The sequence below is a fragment of the Amycolatopsis ponsaeliensis genome (assembly GCF_030182635.1).
GTDB lineage: Bacteria > Actinomycetota > Actinomycetes > Mycobacteriales > Pseudonocardiaceae > Amycolatopsis > Amycolatopsis ponsaeliensis.
The window spans coordinates 120,042-140,185 of sequence record NZ_JAPZLD010000019.1; the positions used below are offsets into that span (position 1 = coordinate 120,042).

The 20,144-nt window shown below is 70.8% G+C and carries 16 protein-coding genes; 6 read left to right on the top strand and 10 right to left on the bottom strand.

Annotated features, from left to right (window positions below):
• Nucleotides 1–90: 90 nt before the first annotated feature.
• Nucleotides 91–2,355 carry a sodium-translocating pyrophosphatase gene (locus QQ657_RS27310; RefSeq protein WP_284745112.1) on the bottom strand — a complete coding sequence of 755 codons (2,265 nt, stop codon included), beginning with the start codon at nt 2,353–2,355 and terminating at the stop codon, nt 91–93.
• A gap of 357 nt (nt 2,356–2,712) precedes the next feature.
• Here QQ657_RS27310 and QQ657_RS27315 point away from each other — a divergent pair, with 357 nt between their 5' ends.
• Nucleotides 2,713–5,157 (top strand): DEAD/DEAH box helicase, encoded by a 2,445-nt coding sequence (locus QQ657_RS27315; RefSeq protein WP_284745187.1) that lies wholly within the window; start codon nt 2,713–2,715, stop codon nt 5,155–5,157.
• A gap of 84 nt (nt 5,158–5,241) precedes the next feature.
• Here the strand turns inward: QQ657_RS27315 and QQ657_RS27320 are convergent, their stop codons facing one another.
• The 9 genes from QQ657_RS27320 to ssd all read right to left on the bottom strand — a co-directional run bounded on the left by QQ657_RS27320 (nt 5,242) and on the right by ssd (nt 12,038).
• A complete protein-coding gene (locus QQ657_RS27320) occupies nt 5,242–5,856 on the bottom strand; it encodes a bifunctional DNA primase/polymerase (RefSeq protein WP_284745113.1) in 615 nt (204 codons plus the stop codon).
• Between the two features lie 917 nt (nt 5,857–6,773).
• Entirely contained in the window at nt 6,774–7,250 is a 477-nt protein-coding gene (locus QQ657_RS27325; RefSeq protein ID WP_284745114.1) for an Rv3654c family TadE-like protein, read from the bottom strand.
• The gene (locus QQ657_RS27330) at nt 7,237–7,572 is read right to left on the bottom strand and encodes a TadE family type IV pilus minor pilin (protein ID WP_284745188.1); all 336 of its coding nucleotides are present in this window, start codon (nt 7,570–7,572) and stop codon (nt 7,237–7,239) included. The genes QQ657_RS27325 and QQ657_RS27330 overlap by 14 nt, the downstream gene beginning before the upstream one ends.
• A 20-nt stretch (nt 7,573–7,592) precedes the next feature.
• On the bottom strand, nt 7,593–7,769 hold the full coding sequence (locus QQ657_RS27335; protein ID WP_284745115.1) for a DUF4244 domain-containing protein: 177 nt from the start codon (nt 7,767–7,769) through the stop codon (nt 7,593–7,595).
• A gap of 28 nt (nt 7,770–7,797) precedes the next feature.
• Nucleotides 7,798–8,520, bottom strand: coding sequence for a type II secretion system F family protein (locus QQ657_RS27340; RefSeq protein ID WP_284745116.1), 723 nt, complete (start codon nt 8,518–8,520; stop codon nt 7,798–7,800).
• 55 nt (nt 8,521–8,575) lie between these two features.
• Nucleotides 8,576–9,334, bottom strand: a complete 759-nt coding sequence (locus QQ657_RS27345) for a type II secretion system F family protein (RefSeq protein ID WP_284745117.1) — start codon at nt 9,332–9,334, stop codon at nt 8,576–8,578.
• 64 nt (nt 9,335–9,398) lie between these two features.
• The gene (locus tag QQ657_RS27350; protein ID WP_284745118.1) at nt 9,399–10,550 is read right to left on the bottom strand and encodes a TadA family conjugal transfer-associated ATPase; all 1,152 of its coding nucleotides are present in this window, start codon (nt 10,548–10,550) and stop codon (nt 9,399–9,401) included.
• Complete coding sequence (locus tag QQ657_RS27355; RefSeq protein ID WP_284745119.1) at nt 10,547–10,798, bottom strand: hypothetical protein; 252 nt, start codon at nt 10,796–10,798, stop codon at nt 10,547–10,549. The genes QQ657_RS27350 and QQ657_RS27355 overlap by 4 nt, the downstream gene beginning before the upstream one ends.
• A gap of 166 nt (nt 10,799–10,964) precedes the next feature.
• A complete protein-coding gene (ssd, locus tag QQ657_RS27360) occupies nt 10,965–12,038 on the bottom strand; it encodes a septum site-determining protein Ssd (RefSeq protein ID WP_284745120.1) in 1,074 nt (357 codons plus the stop codon).
• Nucleotides 12,039–12,636: 598 nt separating this feature from the next.
• Between ssd and QQ657_RS27365 the strand changes: the two genes are divergently transcribed.
• From QQ657_RS27365 to QQ657_RS27385, 5 genes are all read left to right on the top strand, one after another.
• Nucleotides 12,637–13,467 (top strand): HAD family hydrolase, encoded by an 831-nt coding sequence (locus tag QQ657_RS27365; RefSeq protein WP_284745121.1) that lies wholly within the window; start codon nt 12,637–12,639, stop codon nt 13,465–13,467.
• A gap of 670 nt (nt 13,468–14,137) precedes the next feature.
• Nucleotides 14,138–15,877 carry a glycoside hydrolase family 3 protein gene (locus QQ657_RS27370; RefSeq protein WP_284745189.1) on the top strand — a complete coding sequence of 580 codons (1,740 nt, stop codon included), beginning with the start codon at nt 14,138–14,140 and terminating at the stop codon, nt 15,875–15,877.
• Nucleotides 15,874–17,157, top strand: a complete 1,284-nt coding sequence (locus tag QQ657_RS27375; RefSeq protein ID WP_284745122.1) for an exo-beta-N-acetylmuramidase NamZ family protein — start codon at nt 15,874–15,876, stop codon at nt 17,155–17,157. The genes QQ657_RS27370 and QQ657_RS27375 overlap by 4 nt, the downstream gene beginning before the upstream one ends.
• Nucleotides 17,158–17,203: 46 nt before the next feature.
• A complete protein-coding gene (locus QQ657_RS27380; RefSeq protein ID WP_284745190.1) occupies nt 17,204–18,928 on the top strand; it encodes a serine hydrolase domain-containing protein in 1,725 nt (574 codons plus the stop codon).
• A gap of 211 nt (nt 18,929–19,139) precedes the next feature.
• Entirely contained in the window at nt 19,140–20,141 is a 1,002-nt protein-coding gene (locus tag QQ657_RS27385) for a MurR/RpiR family transcriptional regulator (protein WP_284745123.1), read from the top strand.
• The last annotated feature ends 3 nt before the right edge of the window (nt 20,142–20,144 follow it).

Here is a 20,144-nt window from a genome sequence, read left to right on the forward strand (position 1 = left end):
GTCGCCGGGCCTGTGTGGGATGACCGGACATGCCTCGGGCCCGGCACGCGACGCTGCGTGCCGGGCCCGGGACCGGTACTGCTGTGGAACTCAGGCGGTGATCTCGGTCGGGGTGTCCGTGAGGACGGTTCCCCGGCGCTTCGACACCACGATCGCCGCGACGATGATCGCGACCGCGACCAGCGAGATGATGATGCGGACCGCGGTGTTGGCGTCTTCGCCAATCGTGAACTGCACGATGGCGGGCGCGATCAGCACGGAAACCAGGTTCATCACCTTGATCAGCGGGTTGATCGCCGGGCCGGCGGTGTCCTTGAACGGGTCACCCACGGTGTCACCGATGATGGTGGCTTCGTGTGCGGCCGAACCCTTGCCGCCGTGGTTGCCGTCCTCGACCAGCTTCTTCGCGTTGTCCCACGCGCCACCGGAGTTGGCGAGGAAGATCGCCATCAGAGTGCCGCAGGCGATCGCGCCGGCCAGGTACCCGGCGAGGGCACTGGTGCCGAGGCCGAAACCGACCGCGATCGGGGCGAAGACCGCCAGCAGACCCGGCGTCGTCAGCTCACGCAGCGAATCGCGCGTGACGATGTCGACGACCCGGCCGTACTCGGGACGGGTGGTGCCTTCCATGATCCCGGGGATGTCGCGGAACTGGCGACGGACCTCGTAGACCACCGCGCCGGCGGCACGGGACACGGCGTTGACCGCGAGACCGGAGAACATGAACACCACGGCCGCACCGACGATCACGCCGACCAGGGTGGCCGGGCCGACGATGTTCGCGACGAAGTCGCCGCCGGTACCGATCGCCTTGGTGATCGCGTCGGAGTAGGAGCCGAACAGCGCCGTCGCCGCGAGGACGGCGGTCGCGATCGCGATGCCCTTGGTGATGGCCTTGGTGGTGTTGCCCACCGCGTCCAGCTCCGTGAGGATCTGCGCGGCCTTCTCGTCGACGTCGCCCGACATCTCGGCGATGCCCTGCGCGTTGTCCGAAACCGGACCGAAAGTGTCCATCGCGACGATGACGCCGACGGTGGTCAGCAGGCCGGTACCGGCCAGCGCCACGGCGAACAGCGCGACGCCGCCGCCCAGCAGGTACGCGCCGAACACGGCCGCGCCGATCACCAGTGCGGTGTAGACGGCGGACTCGAAACCGACCGAGATGCCCGAGAGGATGACTGTCGCGCCACCGGTCTCCGACGTCTGCGCGACGTCCTTGACCGGCTTGTACTCGGTGCCGGTGTAGTAGCCGGTCAGCTTCAGGATGACCGCGGCGAGCACGATGCCGATGATCACCGCGATGGTCGCGATGACCGCCGGGTTGCCCGAGTTCTCGAAGCCCGCGCCGAAGTCGGAGAAGCTGCTCGGCAGGTACACGAACGCCGCGATGGCCGACAGGACCGCGGAAATGACCGCGGAGATGTAGAAGGAGCGGTTGATCGTGACCAGGCCGCCTTCGCCGGGGCGCGCCTTGGTGATGTAGACACCGATCACCGCGGTGATCACGCCGATGGCCGGCACGATCAGCGGGAAGATCAGGCCGTGCACGCCGAAGGCGGTGCTGCCCAGGATCAGAGCGGCGACGAGCATGACGGCGTAGGACTCGAAGAGGTCCGCGGCCATGCCGGCGCAGTCACCGACGTTGTCGCCCACGTTGTCCGCGATGGTCGCGGCGTTGCGCGGGTCGTCCTCCGGGATGCCCTGCTCGACCTTGCCGACCAGGTCCGCGCCGACGTCGGCGGCCTTGGTGAAGATACCGCCGCCGACACGCATGAACATGGCGATCAGGGCGGCGCCGAAGCCGAAGCCCTCGAGCACCTTGGGCGCCTGGCCGGTGTAGACCAGCACGACGACCGCGGCACCGAACAGGCCGAGGCCGACGGTGATCATGCCGACGACACCACCGGTGCGGAACGCCACGCGCATGGCGACCTCACGGCCGCCTTCCTCACGCGACGCGGCGGCCACGCGCAGGTTCGCCTGCGTGGCCAGCCACATGCCGAGGTAACCGATCGCGAACGAGAACGCCGCACCGACCAGGAAGAAGATCGAACGGCCGATCTTCTCGTTCCAGTCGTCGGCGGGAAGTGCGAAGAGCAGGAGGAACACGATCACGCCGAAAATGGCGAGGGTGTTCCGCTGCCGCTTGAGGTAAGCGGCCGCGCCTTCCTGCACCGCCTTGGCGATGTCCTGCATCTTGGCGGTGCCCTGGCCCGCGGCCAGCACCTCCTTGAGCAGGACGTAGCCGATGACGAGTGCGGCAAGCGCGACCACGGCGACTACACCGACAATCGTGTAGCCACCTCCGGTGAGCGCAATACTGCCCGCGCCCTCCGCGAGGAACTGCCGTGACATTCGTCCTCCAGGAGACGTCGCCGATCGCCAGCGTCGACGAGCCGAGGGTTCGACACGGCCGGCGCTGGCATGGACCCTGTACGGAGCGACACGCTAGCCGGGCAGCAACGCACGTCTCACATGACGCTCACCACAGAGGGTGTGGATTGCGGGAGTGTATTGGTATCGCAACCAGCGTCTTCACGCCGTCCCGGTGACGGTACATTCCGTTACCTTGTGAGGCTCCTCACTTGATCGATCACTCGTTCGCCGATCCGTTGGCGCGCTTGGGGATCGCTCCGGGATGCGGAAACTGTCGGACCCCTGTGCGAAGCTCGGCTGGTGGACGACTCACGGGGCCGGCGGCTGCTGGGGCGGGTGACCGCCGGCATCCCGTCGCGCGAGGATCCGGTCACGCACGTGGCGGACCTTCCGGGCCGGAACGCGCGTTACACAGAGTGGCCGTCGTGGGCCGATCCGGCCGTCGTGACTGCGCTGAGTGACTGCGGCGTTTCGGCTCCTTGGGCGCACCAAGCCGAAGCCGCGTCGCACGCTTACGAGGGTCGTCATGTCGTGATTTCGACCGGCACGGCGTCGGGTAAGTCGCTGGCCTACCAGCTGCCGGTGCTGTCCCGGCTGGCCGCGGGCGAGAAGGCGAACGCGCTGTACCTGTCGCCGACCAAGGCGCTGGGGGCGGACCAGCTGCGGTCAGTGTCCTCTTTGGACGTCCCGGGTGTCCGGGCGGCGTCGTTCGACGGGGACACGCCGATGGTGGAGCGCGACTGGGTGCGCGCGCACGCGAACTGGGTGTTCACCAACCCGGACATGCTGCACCGCGGGATCCTTTCGCAGCACGGGCGGTGGGCACAGTTCTTCCGGCGGCTCAGCTGCGTGGTGGTCGACGAGTGCCACAGCTATCGCGGCGTCTTCGGCTCGCACGTCGCGCTGCTGCTTCGGCGGCTTCGGCGCGTTGCCGAGCATTACGGCGCTTCGCCGGTGTTCGTGCTTGCTTCGGCGACGACGGCTTCGCCTGCTTCGTTCGCTTCGCGGCTCACCGGGGTTTCGTGCGAGGCGGTCACGGAGGACGCTTCGCCGCGCGGCGCTCGGACGGTCGTGTTGTGGGAGCCGCCGCTGCTGGAGGAACTGACCGGGGAGAACGGCGCGCCGGTCCGGCGGTCGGCGGGCGCGGAGACGTCGCGGATCCTGGCCGAGCTGGTCGTCGAAGGCGCGCGGTCACTGGCGTTCATCCGGTCGCGGCGGGGCGCGGAGCTGGCCGCGCTGGGTGCGCGTCGCATTTTGTCCGAAGTGGACCCGCGGCTGACGGAAACCGTTGCGGCGTATAGGTCCGGCTATCTTCCGGAGGAACGGCGAGCGCTTGAAGCGGCGTTGCTGTCGGGACGCCTGCTCGGTGTCGCGACGACCAACGCGCTGGAGCTCGGCGTCGACATCGCGGGGCTGGATGCCGTGGTGCTGGCCGGCTACCCGGGCACGCTCGCGTCGTTCTGGCAGCAGGCCGGGCGAGCGGGCCGCTCCGGCGACTCGGCGCTGGTGGTGTTCGTGGCGCGGGACGATCCGCTCGACACGTACCTGGTGCACCACCCGGCGGCGTTGCTCGAGCGTCCGGTCGAGACGGCCGTGCTCGACCCGGCGAACCCGTACGTGCTGGCGCCGCAGCTCGCGTGTGCCGTGGCCGAGCTGCCGCTGACGCTCGCCGAGCTGGAGATGTTCGGCGGCGCGGCGGCCCAGGAAGTCCTGACCGAACTGGCGGAGCAGAAGTTGCTCCGGCGCAGGTCGAGCGGCTGGTACTGGACGTCCCGGGACCGGCCGCACGCCGAGGTCGGCATCCGCGGGACGGGCGGCGAGCAGGTCGCGGTGGTCGAGTCGGACTCCGGGCGGATGCTGGGAACGGTCGACCCGGGGTCGGCGTGCTTCGCGGTCCACCCCGGCGCGGTGTACCTGCACCAGGGGTCGTCGTACGTGGTCGACGAGCTGGACTTGGAGCAGGGGCTGGCGATGGTGCACGCCGAGAACCCGGACTGGACGACGACCCCGCGCGAGATCGTGGACATCGCGGTGCTGAGCACGCAGGAGAAGCAGGACTTCGGCGGGGTGAGCGTGTGCCTCGGCGAGGTGGCGGTGACATCACAGGTGGTCGGCTACCTGCGGCGACGTCCGTCGGGTGAGGTGCTGGACCACACGCCGCTCGACCTGCCGGAGCAGAGCCTGCGCACGCGAGCGGTCTGGTACACGGTCTCGTCGGAACTGCTCGGGCCTGCGGAACCGCGGCACGCGGACGTGCGCGTTTCCGGGGCCGATGGCGTGGCGGGGACCGGGGGCCATCGGGTGGGGACCGAATCTGCGGGGCCGGTGGGGACCGGGGAGGAGACCCTGGCGAACGGTCGGGGGTCCGTTCACGAGGGTGGCAGGGCACCGGGGGGTGCCGGATTGGTTCCGGCACGGGTCCCCGGTGCCCTGCATGCCGCCGAGCACGCGGCGATCGGCCTGCTACCGCTGTTCGCTACGTGCGACCGATGGGACATCGGCGGGGTGAGTACCGCGTGGCACGAAGACACCGGGGAGGCGACGGTGTTCGTGCATGACGGCCATCCCGGGGGTGCGGGATTCGCCGAACGCGGTTATGCCGCGATTGTCCCGTGGCTGGTCGCTACGCGGGAGGCGATCGTCTCCTGCGAGTGCCCGACGGGATGCCCGTCCTGCGTCCAGTCGCCGAAGTGCGGGAACGGCAACGATCCGCTGGACAAGGCGGGGGCAGTGGCTGTCTTGAGCACCGTGCTCGGGGCGTTGCGTCAACACGGCGCCTAGACGGCCACTTTGGTGGTTCATGGAGTTGTGTCCTGCTCCGCCTCGACCGGGCTGGGACCGGCCGCCGGCGGTGGTTCGGGTGGGTCAGGCCGCGGTGGTCTGAACCAGCTGCGCGGCGTCGGCGCCGGCCAGGGCGCGCACGAGGACGTCGTGCACCTCGGCGGCGTCCGGCAGCTGCCAGCCGCAGACCTCGGGCTTGACGCGCCAGTGCACGACACCGTGCTGGAAGGGCGACGGGGGCAGCGGGATGTAGCTGTCCTTGCCGTGCCACTGGATCGAAGCGTGGGTCGCCAGCTCGGCCGGGACACGGTCGGCGACGGTGGTGAGGAAGAGCCAGCGGCCGTTCGGCAGCGCGATGATCGGCGCCGGGTGACCGAGGGTGCGGAGCAGGCGGCAGGCGCGCTTGCCGAGTTCGTCGTCGACCTCGATGGCGTCGAGCACGGTGCCGGTGGCGACGAGCAGGCTGTGGGTCCGGTCGGAGAACCAGGTGGCGACCTCGTGGGCGTGGGTGCCGATCTGCTCGCGCCAGTTGTCACTGGCCGGGACCGGACGACGCCAAGTGAGGTCGTCGCCGCCGAGCGGAGCGGGGTTGACGCCCGGGAGCACCGGCCAGCCACGCCAGGCGAGGCCGATCGCCTCCGCCCGCAGTTCGATGCGGAAGGCGCCGCGCCAGCTGTCCGGCCAATTCGCGTCCAACATTGTCTTCCTGCCTTAGGTTCCGGTTCTCCGCGACCCCGGAGCTAAACGCTGTCGTGGTGTCGCACATCTCACTTAACGGCAAGTTGCACATTGCCCGGAACCCCCGCGCGACAACCGGTGGTTACGCGGCGATGAACGCCCAGTGATCTCTACCGCCCGACCGAACCCGGCGGCGTCTGTCGGCGGTGAACGGCAGCCGCCCACGGACCGTTCGTCGTGCGAAGGCCCAGGATCGAGAGCCCTGGCGCGGGGCGTGCGGGCGCCGAGACGCGTCCTATCGGCCCAGGTAGGCACCGGTTTCGACCGCTCGCCGTGCACTACCGACCGCTGCCCGTGACCATCGGCCGCTCATCGTCCGCCCGGACGGATCAGCCGGTCACCGTGGCATACCGACCGGTCGGCGTCCGCCGGGCGGCGGTGGTGGGAGGGGTCCCGGTGAACGGGCAGCGGGGGTGGAGTCGGTTGTTGTGGGTGGGTGGTCGGGGCTGGGGCTTGGGCCCAAGGCAGGGGATGGGCTACGGCGTGGCCGGGCTGGGCCGGTGCCAGGGCTGGACCAGAGGCGGACTCAGGCCGGAGACGCGACCGGCGCTGGGCTGAGTCGGATCGGATCGGGGCTGGGCTGGGCTGGGCTGGGCTGGGCTGGGACAAGTCCGGGCGGGCTGGCCAGGCCGGGCCGCCCGGGCCTCGCTGAGACTGGACTCAGGCCGGAGCCCGAGCTGAGCTGGGCCAGGGCCAGGGCCAGGCGGAGGCTCAGGCCAAGCTGAGACAGGGGCTGGGCTGGAGCGGGGGCTGCGACCGAAGCCCGGGAATGGGGCTGCAGGTAGGCCGGTGCTTGGGCTGCTCGGGCCGGCCAGATGATCGCAGCCCCGAGGGCGCCGGCGCCCTACCGCCCGGGCGGCGCGTCCGCTCTCCGCGGCTCACGGTGGTTGACCGGTGGGGCCGGCGCGAGCCCTTGCAGCGGGACCCGGCAATCCGGCGAGGCCGAGGCCTGGTGCCTGGACCTCGACGAAGGCGTCCAGCCGCTGCCATCGGCAGGTCAGGAGGCTGACCGCCATCCGGTCGGCCACCCACCTGGCGCGCTCGCAAGCTCGGGTTGGGCCTTCCGCCGCGTGCGCGGCTGCGGCGAGTGCGCCCAGGTCGGCCGCGCTCTCTGCGCGGTGGCGGGCCAGGACCGCTGCCCCGAGCCAGCAGGCCAGGACCGCCACCCCGGCCAGCGCGGCCACCGCCATCGCTGTCCAGATCGTGGCCACGCCGCTGTCCTGCTGCCGACCGGCAGCGCACGGGCGGCCAGCCTCGATGCTGTCCTGCTGGGCCGCGCACCCACGGCCCGCGCGGCCGACCTCATTGCTGTCCTCCGGGTCGTTGGTGCCGCGGCGTGGGTCAACCTGCGGCATCGGGAGTCTCCGTGCCTGGCTCAGCCACTGCATACGCCGTTGCCTTCAGGTCGATCGCCGGGAGCAACCCGCCAGCCGGGTGGGCGCTTACCTTGACCGTTATCTCGCCGCCTGCCTTTTCGATGTCGAGGCTTGCGCCTGCCGGGGCTATCTCGTGGACAGCTGCCGCTGCCTCGTGGGGCTGGCCTCTCGCCAGGAGACGGGCTGCCTCGCGGGCCGCGTCCGTGCAGCGCAGCTGGCTCGTCAGCACTGTTAGCCCTGCGACCAGGAGGACTGTCACCACCGTCAGGCCGGCCAGGCCGAGTGCCGCTTCGACCGTCACCGCGCCTTTGTCTTCGCGGCTCACGACGGCACCGTCAGGGCCTTCATGACCAGGCTCGTCAGCCACGAGACCACCGAGTCGCCGGTGAGGAGTGTGTAGAGGACAGCCGCGAAGGCCGCGACGGCGACCGTGACGATCGCGTACTCGACCGTTGTCGAGCCGTCGTCTGAGCGGGGATGGCGGTGGGATGCGCGCATGGGATTTCCCTTCGGTACTTATCGGTGGTCAGAAGAGCGGGCCGAGGCGGGCGGCCAGGCTGAGGACGACCGGGAGCACGCCCAGGCAGAAGAAGGCCGGCAGGAAACACAGGCCGACCGGCAGCGCCAGCGCCACCCCGGCTCGTTCCGCGCGCTCCTCCGCCTCGGTGGCCAGCTCCTCGCGGAACCGTCCGGCGAGGTCGGCGGCCGCCGCGGCGAAGGCCGCGCCCGAGCGGGACGTCCGGATCGCCGCGGCCACCAGTTCCCCGAGGCCGGAGATGGCCTGCACCGGCGCCCATGCCTCCTCCGGGCCGGAGCCGAGAGCGAGGAGGCCGGCCGTCGAGTGCAGGGCCGCACCCGCCTCGGCCGGTGCCGTACTGGCCACCGCGTCGAGGGCCGAGGGGACCGGCAGCCCGGCGCGGAGGCACGCCGCGAGGAGATCGAGGGTTCCGGCGAGCCGGAGCTTCGCCGCCAGGTCGACGGTGGGGGCGCGCGGGCGCCGGGTGCGGCGGATCGTCCACCAGCCGGCGGCGGTCACCAGAACGCCTGCGACCACTCCGGGCAGTCCGCCGATGAGTACTGCCGTCGATACGCCGCCCAGGGTGGTCGCGATGGGTGGGACTGTTCGGGGCCACTTGCGTGGTTCGGGGGTCGTGCCGCCGGCCAGCCAGGTGAAGCGCTGTGCCGCGGCGGAGTCGCTCGGCCAGGTGAGGAGGGCCGCGGCGAAGAGAAGGAGTGCGGTGGCGTTCATCGGGTCCGTCCTCGCCTGGTGCGCGTGCGAGTAAGGAACTGGGACGCGGTGGCGGTCATCGGATTCGCACCCGGCCTGTCAAGGCGCGGCACCAGGCCGTTCCCGCCCAGAGCAGGAGGCTGCCGATCACCAGTAACAGCTGACCCGGCGCGCTCTCCGTCAGCACCGGCAGCGGGGATGCGCCCATCGCCTGGCCGAGCACGATGCACAAGGCGGGCAAGCCTGTGAGCACCGCCGCGCTTGCTCGGGGGCCGGCCAGCTTTGCTCGCGTTCGGCGGGCGAATGTCAAGCTTGCTTCGGCGTCGCTGCGGGCTGCGTTCAGGACGTCTGCCATCGGGAGGCCGTAGCGCTTGCCCAGGGTCCAGGCCGCGGCCAGTTCCGGGAGGGCCGGAGCCCGCAGCTCGCCGTCGAGGCGGGCTGACGTCGCCAGTGCGCGGAGGTCGTCCGCTACCGCCGGGACGACCTCTGCCGCAGCTTCCGCCGCTGTTACCGGGTGGGCGCCGGAGCGCAGCTCCGACACCATCGTTCGCAACGCCGTCGCTGTGTGGGCTGCCATTTCCAGGTCCGTGGTCGCCCGACTGTGGGCTTGCCGCTCCTGGCGCCACGCCAATGTCAGGACGCCTGCGGCGATCGCGCCTCCGAGCCCCGCGAGCAAGCCCGCGAGGGCCGCCGGGAGCAGCCAGCGGACCACCGCCCACACGTCCGGAACGCGGACTGTCGTAGGTTGCTCGACCGCCGCCTGGAGCCGGGTCGGGGCCGCGGGCCAGCACGCCAGGGCTGCGCCCACGCAGAGCGGGAACCACGGCGTGATCATCGCGATCTCCTTCTCCGGCGCGGGAAGATGTTCACTAGTAAGGAAATGCGCACCAGCAGCAGGATCAGCATGCGATCGCCCCCGTCGTGACGAACAGATGGCGGTCGACCGTCCAGCGGCCCGCGCGCCACACCGGGACCACTCGTGCCCGGCCGCGTTCCGCGCGGAGCACGCCGACCTCCGCGAGCCGGCGGCGGCCACCGGGCTCGCGTCGCATGTGGAGGACCACCCGGATCGCCGCGACCAGCTGGCTGTGCACCGCATCGCGACCGAGGCCGCCCAGTGCCGCCAGGGCCTCGATGCGGGCCGGTACCTCGGCCGGTGAGTTCGCGTGGACCGTGCACGCGCCGCCGTCGTGGCCCGTGTTCAAGGCCGCGAGCAGGGCGCCGACCTCGGCGCCGCGGACCTCGCCCACCACCAGCCGGTCGGGACGCATGCGCAGCGCCTGGCGGACGAGCTCCGGCAGGCCCACCGCGCCCGCACCCTCCACATTGGCCGGGCGGGCGACGAGGCTGACGAACTGCGGGTGCGCGGGCTGCAGCTCGCCCGCGTCCTCGACGCAGACGATCCGCTCGGCCGGGTCGACCGCGCCGAGCAGCGCGGCGAGGAGCGTCGTCTTGCCCGCGCCGGTGCCGCCGGTGACGAGGAATGCCATTCGTCGCGTAACGACCGTCTCCAGCAGCTTCGCGCCGTTCGCGTCGAACGCGCCGAGCTCCTGCAGCGTCGAGAGGTCGTGCGTCGCCGGGCGGAGGACGCGCAGGGACAAGCAGGTGCCGCCGGCCGCGACCGGGGGAAGGACGGCGTGCACCCGGATGCGGCCGTGGGGACCGTTGCCAGGTAGCCAGCCGTCCACATAGGGCTGTGCGTCGTCGAGCCGGCGGCCTGCCGCGAGTGCGAGGCGCTGGGCCAGGCGGCGGACTGCTTCTTCGCCGTCGAATGTGATGCAGGTGCGGGTCAGGCCTTCCGGGCCGTCTGTCCAGACCTCGGCCGGGCCGGTGACGAGCACGTCGGTCGTCACCGGGTTCTCGAGGAGCGGGGCCAGCGGGCCGGCGCCGACGAACTCGTCGCGGGCTCGGCGGGCCGCGTCGAGCACCGCGTCGTGGCCCAGAGCGCCGCCGGCTTCGGCGCGGACCGCCGTCGCGACGGCGACCGGGTCGGCCTGGCGGCGGTCGCCGGCGAGGCGATTGCGGACGCGGTCGACGAAGTCGGTGGTCATGGGTTCACTGCCTTGGTCCGGGTGCGGGCGGCGGTCACACGGGTGCCCGCCAGCACGGCCAGGAAGCTCGCCGCACTCACCGGGCTGTAGCCAGCCGGGGCGAGGTCCACGAAGTCGATAGCCACCGATTCGCCGCCTTCCGGATGCGGCCGGCGGTCACCCGGGGTGCCGACCGGCATGGCTGGGGAGTTCGCCGCACTCACCGGGCCACAGCCGGCCAAAGCGCAGTCCACGAAGTCGGCGATCACCGTTTCACCGCCCCGGTCCGGGCGCCAGCGGCGGTCACGCGGGTGCCCGCTAGCACCGCCAGGAAGCTCGCCGCACTTACCGGACCGCGGCCGGCCAGGGTCAGGAGCGTGGGCAGCAGGAGTTCGGACACCCTGATCGGGGGTCCCGGCGGGCGGAGCGGGGTGCTCATCGGGCTGCCGCCCGGGCCTCGCGGCGGGCTACTGCCAAGACGTCCGCGGCCGCCGTTGCCAGGGGGCCGGATGGCTTGGCCGGGAACTCGCCGCGTTCGATCGCCACCGGTAAGCCTCGCTCCGGTGCCATCGACGCCAGCAGGGGCGGGCCGAGGAGCCCCGCCGTCCGGACGGGCGAGACGCCGGCGCGGGACCGTCCACACGCGACCACACCCAGGCGGGCCGTCAGTTGCGACAAGGGCCGCAGCACCTGCTTCGCCGCCATGCAGGCGCGGAACTCCACCGGCACCACCAGCACCACCAGGTCGGCTACGGCGACCGCTTCCGCCGCCGCGTCGCCCAGGGTGCGCGGGAGGTCGCAGATCACCGTGCGGCCCGCTCGCCGGCCGGCCGCGAGGACCGCCGACAGGGACTCGACCGCTGGACCTTCGCCCTCCCGGCCGCACGCCAGCACCGGCAGGCTGCCGCCTCGATGTCTTCGTTGCGGGAGTGCCGCTGCCAGCGCCGGTACGGACACGCGGCCGCTCAGCCGCACCTCCGACCAGCGCGGCCCCGGCGTCTTTTCCAGGCCCAGCAACAAGTCCAGGCCGCCGCCCAGCGGGTCGCAGTCCACCAGCAGGGCGCCGCCCGGTTCCCGGTCGGCCGCCAGTGCCAGCGTCGCGGCGAAGACCGACGCGCCCGCGCCGCCCCGGCCGCCGACCACGGCGAGTACCAGGCCCGCCTCCTCCGCCGGGGTCTCGACGATGTCGGCGAAGGCACTCGCCAGCTCGGACTCCTCGTCCGGTAACGAGATCACGCGCTCAACGCCGACGCGGAACGCGTGCTCCCACGTCGTCGTCCCCGGGCTGCCCTTGCAGACCAGGAGGATCCCGCCCCGCCGGGGCAAGACCGGCGAAAGCCGCGCGGCTTCTTCGTCGAGCACCACCAGCGGTGCCCGGGCCCAGTGCGCGCGGGCCGCCGTCAGGTCCGGTGCCCGGTCGAACTCGCAGCCCGCGACCGCGGCCACGCGCAGGATCTCGTCGAGCACCGTTTCGTCCGCGGCGACCACGATCGGTCGTTCCCCCGTCATGCGTTCCTCCCCCGTCGTCGGTGCGGGCCGTGGGTGGCCCGGGTTCCACCGTCGCGGTGGGGGGCTCGGGGGCGCAACGGGGCGGACGGGCGGCTGTGGACAACCGGGGTGTTGTGGACAACTGCCGTCCCGCGGACGGCTCGCGCGCCGGTTCCGTCGGTGGGCTGTGACAGGATCGCGCCCGCCCGCGACGCACGTGCGGCGGAAAATGCGGGGAATACCCGCGTTCGAAGATTTCCCGCGCCGAAGAAACGATGATCCGGCCCGGGAAAACGGAATCGAGAAAGGTAAGCGGAAGGCAAGCCGCCGGCGCCGAGAGGCGCGAACCGAGAGGTAAGAGGGCGGCCCCCGCCAGGGGGGAGGGACGGGGGCCGCCGTGGGTTCAGCCCCGGGGGGTCGGACTGAACCGGCCCGGTTGGACACCGGACTCCCTCACTGTAACTCCGCCGGTAGCCGGTTCGCGCGCCGGGCGAGGCACACAGTTCGATAACGGCACAGCGCCCCGGAAGTGCCTTCCTGTCATGGATTTTCCGTCCGACACGGCACGCAGGTGGTGGATCAACGGGACGCGCCGCGATCAAGCTCTTATCCTGGGCACGTGGCCGAACCGAGCAGCGCGCTCCCGCGCATCCGGAAGCCGGGCCCGGAGCACGCGGTGGCCGCGTTCTTCGACCTGGACAAGACGATCATCGCCTCGTCGAGTGCGCTGGCGTTCAGCAAACCATTGCTCAAAGAAGGATTGATCAACCGTCGCGCCGCGTTGCGCAGTGCCTACGCGCAGCTGGTGTTCTCACTCGCCGGCGCCGACGAGAACAAGACCGAGCGGCTCCGGGCCGAGGTTTCCGCGTTGTGCGCCGGCTGGGACGTCGCGCAGGTTTCGGCGATCGTCCGCGAAACCCTGCACGACGTCGTCGACCCGCTCGTGTACGTGGAGGCGGCGGAGCTGATCGCGCGCCACCGCGAGGACGGGCACGACGTCATCGTGCTGTCGGCGACCGGCGAGGAGGTCGTCGCGCCGGTGGCGGAAATGCTCGGCGCGACCCGGAGCGTGGCCACGCGGATGCAGATCGTGGACGGCCGCTACTCCGGCGAAGTCGACTTCTACTGCTACGGCGCCAACAAAGCCGTTGCCGCGAAGCAACTCGCCGCTACCCACGGGTACGACCTCGCCGAGTGCTTCGCCTACACCGACTCGAGCACCGATATCCCGCTGCTGGAGGTCGTCGGGCACCCGCACGCGGTCAACCCGGACAAGCTCCTGCGGCGCGAGGCCCTGGACCGCGGCTGGCCGATCCTGGCCTTCGACCGGCCCATGTCGCTGCGCAGCCGGATCCCGACACGATCGGCGGGAATGGTGGCCCTCGGCGTCGGCGCGGTGGCCGCCGGAGCGACCTGGTACGGCCTCAATCGTCGCCGTCGGTCCCGATAGCCGGCCGGGCCGCCACCCACACGGCCGTACGGCGTCCGCTTTTGCTTGGCCCAGCCCCGAATTGTCCGTCGCGCAGGGTGCCCGTGTCACCCGATCCAGCCTCTGTACCGGTGCACCCATCCGCGCACTTGAAGTGACCGGGCTCACGGCGTAGAAAGTAAGTGCGGACGTTCGTTCGGCCAGGGAGCAGGTAGAAGAGAAGCCTGTTCCACCCCGGCGAATCTCCGTGCGCGGACTCCGGGTACCCACGCGCAGCGCGCCGCGGGAGGCTCGTCGTCTAGGGACTGCGTAGTGGGACGCCACACGCCGAGTCCATGTAGGTACGACCAGAGTTGCACGCTTGGTCGCCCGAGAAGTTCGCGCTTGCAGGCGGCGCCCCTCGGCCCAATGCCACGGGCGCCCCCTCCTTTTAATTCCGGGGCAGGCGGGGCACCCCCCCCGATAGGCCCCCATGCACCATGCGAAAGGCGGCTTTATTAACGATACGGGTAAAAACGGGACGTTGGTGCGGTCGGCCGATGGACATCGACGGATTCGGTGAGTAGCTTCCCGATACTGGCGCTTCCGAGTGGACTTCTGACGTCCGCCGAGCGCCCGCAACTTTTCTGGGAGGCTGGTCGTGACGACCCGAAATCGGAGGTTCCATGCGCTCGCCCTGCCCGTCGCGGGGGTGCTCGCCCTCACCGGTGTGGGTGTCGCGACCGCGGCGAGCGCACCGCGGTTGAGCGCGGACGCGCAGGCGGAGGCCGCGGCGACACAGGCGCTGCGCGGGCTGACGCTCGAGCAGAAGGTCGGGCAGCTGTTCGTCACCTGGGTGAACGGCAAGTCGGCCGACGAGGTGAACCCGAAGAACCAGACGGACTTCGGGGTCGACACCGCGGCGCAGGTGATCCGGAAGTACCACCTCGGCGGCGTCATCTACTTCAACAACGACTCGCGCGACAACTTCGACGACCCCGTGCAGGTCGCGAAGCTGTCCAACGGCCTCCAGAAGGCCGCCATCGGCAGCGGGGCGCACATCCCGCTGCAGATCGGCGCCGACCAGGAAGGTGGCACGGTGACCCGGATGGGCGCGCCGGCCACCGAGTTCCCCAACGCGATGGCCATCTCGGCCGGGCGCGACACCGGCCGCGCGACGAAGGCCGCCACCATCCTCGGCCAGGAACTGCGGGCCGTCGGGATCAACCAGGACTTCGCGCCCGATTCGGACGTCAACTCCAACCCCGTCAACCCGGTCATCGGCGTCCGGTCCTTCGCCGGGCAGCCCGGCCTGGCCAGCGACTTCGTCACCGCCGAGATCAAGGGCTTCCAGAAGTCCGTCGCGGCCACCTCGAAGCACTTCCCCGGCCACGGCGCCGCCCCGACCGACAGCCACACCGGGCTGCCGCGGATCGACAGCACCGAAGACCAGTGGCGGGCCACCGACGTGCCGCCGTTCAAGGCCGCCATCAAGGCCGGCATCGACTCGATCATGACCGCGCACATCCAGTTCCCGAGCCTCGACCCGTCGCTGGAGCCGGCGACGCTGTCGAAGCCGATAGTCACCGGCAAGCTGCGGGGCGAGCTGGGCTACCAGGGCGTCGTCATCACCGACTCCCTCGAAATGCAGGGCGTGCGCGAGATGCACAGCGACGCCGAGATCCCGGTCCTCGCGCTCAAGGCCGGCGTCGACCAGCTGCTCATGCCGGTGCACCTCGACGTCGCCATCAACTCCGTGCTCGCCGCGGTGAAGTCCGGTGAGATCCCGATGCAGCGGATCGACCAGAGCGTGCTGCGCGTGCTGAAGCTGAAGTTCGAGCGCGGCATCCTCTTCTCGCCGTTCGTCGACCCGAACCGCGTGATGAAGACGGTCGGCACGCCGGCGAACCTCAAGACGGCGCAGGACATCGCCGACCGCGGCATCACGGCCGTCGCGAACGACGCCGGTGTCCTCCCGCTGAAGCAGAAGCCCGCCACGGCGCTCGTGACCGGCTGGGGCGTCGCCACGACGACGACGCTCGCGCAGAAGCTGACCGCCCACGGGACGGCCGCGACGGCGTACCAGACCGGTCAGGCCCCGACGGACGCCCAGATCGCGCAAGCGGTCGCGAACGCCAAGAACGCCGACCTCGTCGTCGTGCTGACCAACAACATCGGCGGCTTCCCGCTGCAGACCAAGCTCCTCGACGCCCTGCAGGCCACCGGCAAGCCGGTCGTCGCGGTCGCCGCGCAGATCCCCTACGACGCGGGTTACGCGTCCACGGTCAAGACCTGGCTGGCGACCTACGGCTACATCGGGCCGACGCTGGAAGCACTGGCGAAGGTGATCCTCGGCGAGACGAAGCCGACCGGGAAGCTGCCGGTCGACATCCCGGCGGGGGCCGACGTGCACACCGTGAAGTACCCCTTCGGCCACGGGCTGACCTGGTGAACCTGAACCGGCGCCACTTCCTCGGCGCGGGAGCGCTCGCGGTCCCGGCCCTGGCGGGCGGCTCGGCCGTCGCCGGGGCCCAGCCCGAGACACCGGCACCGCAGCAGGCCCAGGCACACCCCGGCCGCGTCCTCACCGGCGCCGAGCAGCTGGCCGCGCAGGGCTGGCGGTCCTTCGCGGGCCGCAAGCTCGGCGTCCTGTCGAACCCGACCGGGGTCCTGCTGAACGGCGACCACATCGTCGACTCGATGGTCGCGGCCGGCGTGAAGCCGGTCGCGGCCTTCGGGCCCGAGCACGGCTTCCGCGGCAGCGCGCAGGCCGGCGGCTCCGAAGGCGACTACACCGACCCGCGCACCGACGTGCCGGTGTACGACGCGTACGGCGTCGACGCGACGAAGCTCGCTTCGCTGTTCACCAAGGCAGGCGTCGACACGGTCGTCTTCGACATCGCCGACGTCGGCGCGCGCTTCTACACCTACATCTGGTCGCTCTACACGGCGATGGTGGCCGCGGCGCAGGTCAAAGCCGCCTTCGTCGTGCTCGACCGGCCGAACCCGATCGGCGGCCGGGCGGCCGGCCCGCTGCTCGACCCGAAGTTCTCCTCGGGCATCGGGAAGAAGGCGATCGTCCAGCAGCACGGTATGACCGTCGGCGAGCTGGCGCGCTTCTTCGCCGAAGAGTTCCTGCCCGCCGAAGGCGTGAAGCTGGAGCGTCTCGACGTCGTCCAGGTACGCGGCTGGCAGCGCGACACGCTCTTCGCGCAGACCGGGCTGAACTGGGTGCTGCCGAGCCCGAACATGCCGACGCCGGACACGGCGCTCGTCTACCCGGGCACCGGCATGTTCGAAGGCACGGTGTTCTCCGAGGGCCGCGGCACGACCCGGCCGTTCGAGATCATCGGCGCGCCCGGGCTCGACTGGAGCTGGCGCGAGAAGCTCGAGGACCTCGCGCTGCCCGGCGCCCGGTTCCGCGAGATCTACTTCGTGCCGACGTTCAGCAAGTTCGTCAACCAGACCTGCGGAGGCGTGCAGGTCAGCGTCGACGACCCGCGGGCCTTCGACGCGATCCGCACCGCGGTCGCCATGCTCGTCACGGCGAAGGCGCTGCACCCGGACGTCTTCGCCTGGCGCCCCGACAACTACATCGACAAGCTCTCTGGCTCCGACCGGCTCCGGACGATGGTCGACGCAGGCGCGGGCGTCGACGAGGTCACCGGGGCCTGGCGGGCCGAGCTGGCCGAGTTCGACCGGAAACGTCGTCGCTACCTGCTCTACCGCTGAGGGAGAACTCGTGCGTGCTAGGAAGGTCCTCGCCGCGGCCACCGGAGTGCTGGTCGCGCTGACCACGTTGACCTCGGGAGCCAGCGCCATCACCGGACGCCACGACGAAGCGGGCCGCTTCGACCGGCCGCAGCAGGGGTTCGCCTCGCTGTGGACGACGCTGCGCGACGGCAAGCCGAAGGAGGCCAACCTCGATCCGGCACCGATCAAGGCCGCCGAGGACTTCCTCGCGAGCTGGACGAAGCCGGACGCCACCGGGCACCCGCACTTCTCCGGCGCCGTCGGCCTGCTGGCCCACGACGGCGTGGTCGTCGACCGGTACGCCGTCGGCGGCGCCCTGCGATACGCCGACGCCGCGGGCACCGAACTGCCCGCCGACCAGCAGGTCCCGATGCGCAACGACACCATCTTCGACATGGCGTCGATCTCGAAGCTGTTCACTTCGATCGCCGTGCTGCAGCTCGTCGAACGCGGTCAGCTCACCATCGACACCCCGGTGAGCCGGTTCTTCCCGGAGTTCGCCACCGGCGACAAGGCAGCCATCACGATCAAGATGCTGCTCACGCATGTCTCCGGGTTCGACGCCGACCCGATCCCGTCGCTGTGGGCCGGCTACCCCGACATCCCGTCCCGCCGGCAGGCGGTGCTCGACAGCCCGCTGAAGAACAAGCCAGGCACGACCTACCTCTACTCCGACATCAACCTGCTCACCCTCGGCTTCATCGTCGAGAAGCTGACCGGGCAGTCGCTGGACAAGGTGGTCCACGACCGGATCACCGCGCCCCTGGGCATGGTCGACACCGGGTACAACCCGCCCGCGTCGAAGCTGAACCGGATCGCCGCGACGGAGTACGAGGCCAACCCGCCGCGCGGGATGGTGCGCGGCAGCGTGCACGACGAGAACGCGTGGTCGCTCGGCGGCGTCGCCGGGCACGCCGGGGTGTTCAGCACCGCGAACGACATGGCCGTCCTCGCCCAGACGATGCTCAACGGCGGCAGCTACCGCGGGCACCGGATCCTCGGCGAGGACACCGTGCGGCAGATGATGCTGACGAACTACAACCAGCAGTTCCCGGACGACGCGCACGGCCTGGGCTTCGAGCTCGACCAGCCCTGGTACATGGGCGCGCTGGCCTCCCCGGTCACCGCCGGGCACACCGGCTTCACCGGGACGACGCTGGTCATCGACCCCGAGTCGCGCTCCTTCGCGATCCTGCTGACCAACCGCGTGCACCCGAGCCGGAACTGGGGCTCGATCAACACCGCGCGCCAGGTGTGGGCGACGTCGCTGGCCAGGGCGATGGCCGTCAAACCCAAGGTCGGGAAGGACGCGTGGACGAGCACGCTGGGTAACGCGAGCGCCGCCACGCTGAGTACCCGCCCGTTTACTACGCAAAGTGATCAAGCACGGGTGTCCTTTTACGCCTTCGTGGACACCGAGGGAAGTACTGATCCATTACAGCTGCAAGCGTCCACCGACGGGGTGAACTGGCAACCGATCGCGCTATCGGTTTCCGGGCCGGGCGCACCCTCCGGAGATGTGATGTCGCTCTCCGGACACGGGCACCGTGCCTGGTGGAAGGCGAGCGGCGCGCTGCCCCAGGGCGCGTCGGTGAGCCTCAGGTGGCGTTACAGCACCGATCCGAGTTACACGGGCCGCGGTGTTTCGGTCGACGGTGTGAAAGTCACCGAGAGCGGCCGTTCACTCCTCGACGGTGAACGGAACCCCGCCGTTTTCGTCGCAGAGGGTTGGCAGTTGAGCGCACGGTGACAGGCCTGTCGCACGCCGTCGAACTTCCGGCCCAGTTAACCGTCCCTTTGCCGTTTGCACCGCGACACTAAGTTGCCAAGTCGTTAGCTTGACCTCGTTAACAAGACCGACCTGGTTGGCGACTTTCTGGTCAGTGATTAATCGCAAATCCAGATCCGCAGACACGGACGGGTTGCGATCCGACCGAAGGGTGTGGGTAGCCTTGTCGCAGATGCCAACGGTTAGTAACTTTCCGACGGTGAGTGATACCGAATCCGTAGTCGGCGCGGCACCGTCCGAAGCCGTAGCGGTCCAGACGGCCGTACGGGACGCGGACTCAAGCCCGCTGGTGCGGATTCGGTCCTTGCTCCCCGGCCTGGCCCGCGCCGAGCAGCGCGTGGCGAAGGTGGTGCTGGAGGATCCCGCGCACGTCGCGAGACGCAGCATCACCGAAGTCGCCTTGGCCGCGAACACGAGTGAAACGACGGTGACGCGCTTCTGCAAGGCGGTCGGCGTCGGCGGGTATCCGCAGCTGCGCATCGCGCTGGCCGCGGACACCGCTCGCACCGAGGCGCGCACCACGCGCAACCTCGGCGGCGAGATCGGACCCGACGACGACCTGGCGGCCGTCATCGGGAAGGTCAGCTTCGCCGACGCGCGTGCCGTCGAAGAGACGGCCGACCAGCTCGACGTCGCCACGCTGGAGCGCGTGATCGAGGTCGTCGCGAGCGCCGGCCGCGCGGACGTCTACGGCGTGGGCGCCAGCGCGTTCGTCGCCGCGGACCTGCAGCAGAAGCTGCACCGCATCGGCCGCGTGTGCTTCTCGTGGTCGGACACGCACATCATGCTGACCTCGGCCGCGGTGCTGAGCCCGGGAGACGTCGCGATCGGCGTCTCGCACACCGGGGCGACCACCGACACCGTCGAGGCGCTGCGGGTGGCCCGGGAGCACGGCGCGATCACCATCGCCGTGACGAACTTCCCGCGGTCCCCGATCACCGAGGTGGCCGACTACGTTTTGACCACGGCGGCGCGGGAAACCACGTTCCGCTCGGGGGCCACGGCGAGCCGCATCGCCCAGCTCACGGTCATCGACTGCCTGTTCATCGGCGTCGCGCAGCGGCACATGGACGCGTCGGTCAACGCTCTGGACGCCACCCGGGACGCGGTCGGCTCGCACCGCTTGGGGGTCAGGCCGGACGGCCGTCGCCGTCCGCGGGAAACCGGCAAGTAATGA

Coding starts and splice junctions, on each gene's coding strand:
- QQ657_RS27310 (WP_284745112.1), bottom strand. CDS start 2,355: ATGTCACGGCAGTTCCTCGCGGAGGGCGCGGGCAGTATTGCGCTCACC.
- QQ657_RS27320 (WP_284745113.1), bottom strand. CDS start 5,856: ATGTTGGACGCGAATTGGCCGGACAGCTGGCGCGGCGCCTTCCGCATC.
- QQ657_RS27325 (WP_284745114.1), bottom strand. CDS start 7,250: ATGCCGCAGGTTGACCCACGCCGCGGCACCAACGACCCGGAGGACAGC.
- QQ657_RS27335 (WP_284745115.1), bottom strand. CDS start 7,769: ATGCGCGCATCCCACCGCCATCCCCGCTCAGACGACGGCTCGACAACG.
- QQ657_RS27340 (WP_284745116.1), bottom strand. CDS start 8,520: ATGAACGCCACCGCACTCCTTCTCTTCGCCGCGGCCCTCCTCACCTGG.
- QQ657_RS27345 (WP_284745117.1), bottom strand. CDS start 9,334: ATGATCACGCCGTGGTTCCCGCTCTGCGTGGGCGCAGCCCTGGCGTGC.
- QQ657_RS27350 (WP_284745118.1), bottom strand. CDS start 10,550: ATGACCACCGACTTCGTCGACCGCGTCCGCAATCGCCTCGCCGGCGAC.
- ssd (WP_284745120.1), bottom strand. CDS start 12,038: ATGACGGGGGAACGACCGATCGTGGTCGCCGCGGACGAAACGGTGCTC.
- QQ657_RS27385 (WP_284745123.1), top strand. CDS start 19,140: ATGCCAACGGTTAGTAACTTTCCGACGGTGAGTGATACCGAATCCGTA.